The following is a 1,333-nucleotide window of genomic DNA, read 5'->3' as shown; positions in this document are numbered from 1 at the left end:
CGTACGATCTCTCTTGCCTCCCATGGGAATGGCGGTAAGAAACCTCAGGAGCTGATTGATTTCTTGAAAGGGAATGAAGTTACGTTTGAGAAGGAGATAACAGTATATGACGACGGTCAACACTACCTTAAGAGCAAAATCCAGATAAAAGGTCACTTCAAAGGGGAAAGTGCCATCACTTTTAACACTAAATATAAAGATGGTAAGTTAAGTCAAGAAGGAGAGTATAGCGTTGGAGGGCTGAGTACAGATTTTCTAGAAGAAAAGGCCAATTATAAGACGAAGATAGGGCTGAAGGACTATTCTATAACGGGTGAGTTCAGTTTAGCAGACAAGATTAGTTCAAGCTATAGCAAACTTGCGCCCAACCTTTCCATTGGCTTTGGCTATAAGAATCGCTCTCTTGAGGTTGGGACTAAGTCAGAGAATGGTTACCGCGTCACCTATGTGAAGGAACATAATCAGGTCAAACAAGACTACGCGACAGTTAAGACGACTAATGAGACGGGAGTGAGGAAGGTGGATCATCTCCAAAGGACATTTGAGAATGCTGAGTTTATTTTTTATGGAGTTGCATTTGTTACTGTAGTTACTGTGGCAATAGCTTTTGCTCCTGTTGAAGCTGCTATAGGTAGTGTGATAGCGGTTCTAACTGGTATTGCTTTGCTATCTAATGAAGATAAAAGTTCGGAGAAAAAAGATGAAAGATTTAATTAATAAGTTGGCCAGTAAAAATGCAAAAATCACTTTTTATATCAGTAAAGTATCTAGATTTTCAGTTACTATTTCTGTTTTTTTGGCAATTTTGGGTTTGTTTTTATTGTTTAAACAAAATATTTTTGCAGTTCGTTTTTTGCTATTTTTATCTTTACTATTTTTGTTTTTAGGATACTTATTGGGCATATTAATTGGTAAAGTTATACTTCATTGGAAAGAAGGTTTGATGGATTTTGAAAAATATCAATCTTTCTTTGAATATAGTGTTCATCATTCTTATAAGCCTAATAAGAAGGTTTACGAGGTTGGTTTAGAACTAATCAAAGGAGAATTAGCTTACCTGAGAGGAGATTTTTTATTAGCGCTTAGTCAATTTTCAAATATCAATTTTTCTAGTATTTCTAAAAAAAATAGAGAAAAATTTGAATTGAAGAAATTATATTATGAATTTCTATCTTCTACTTACCTTCAAGATGAACCAGCTATCACTTTCTTTGAGGAACAATTGTCCAAGGCACCAGATTCGAAAGGTGGTAAGGCTAAACTCGTTGCTCAAGCCCAAGCCATAAAAGATATTGTGTTTAATCAAGAAGCGAATGACTACTTCGACACCACT

Annotated in this window: 1 protein-coding gene and 1 pseudogene; both read left to right on the top strand. The window is 35.4% G+C overall.

All coding sequences use genetic code 11. The features are described 5' to 3' along the window. A pseudogene (locus SORDD05_RS02675) lies at positions 1-717 on the top strand (hypothetical protein); the annotation flags it as partial. Beyond that, positions 701-1,333: hypothetical protein (locus SORDD05_RS10105; RefSeq protein ID WP_196757191.1), on the top strand; the 633-nt coding region annotated here is incomplete at its 3' end. The pseudogene SORDD05_RS02675 and the gene SORDD05_RS10105, both read left to right, overlap by 17 nt.

This window comes from Streptococcus oralis, assembly GCF_001578705.1.
Taxonomy (GTDB): Bacteria; Bacillota; Bacilli; order Lactobacillales; family Streptococcaceae; genus Streptococcus; species Streptococcus oralis_J.
The sequence above is the reverse complement of the archived record's forward strand: the minus strand, read 5'-3'. Positions and strand labels throughout refer to the sequence as shown.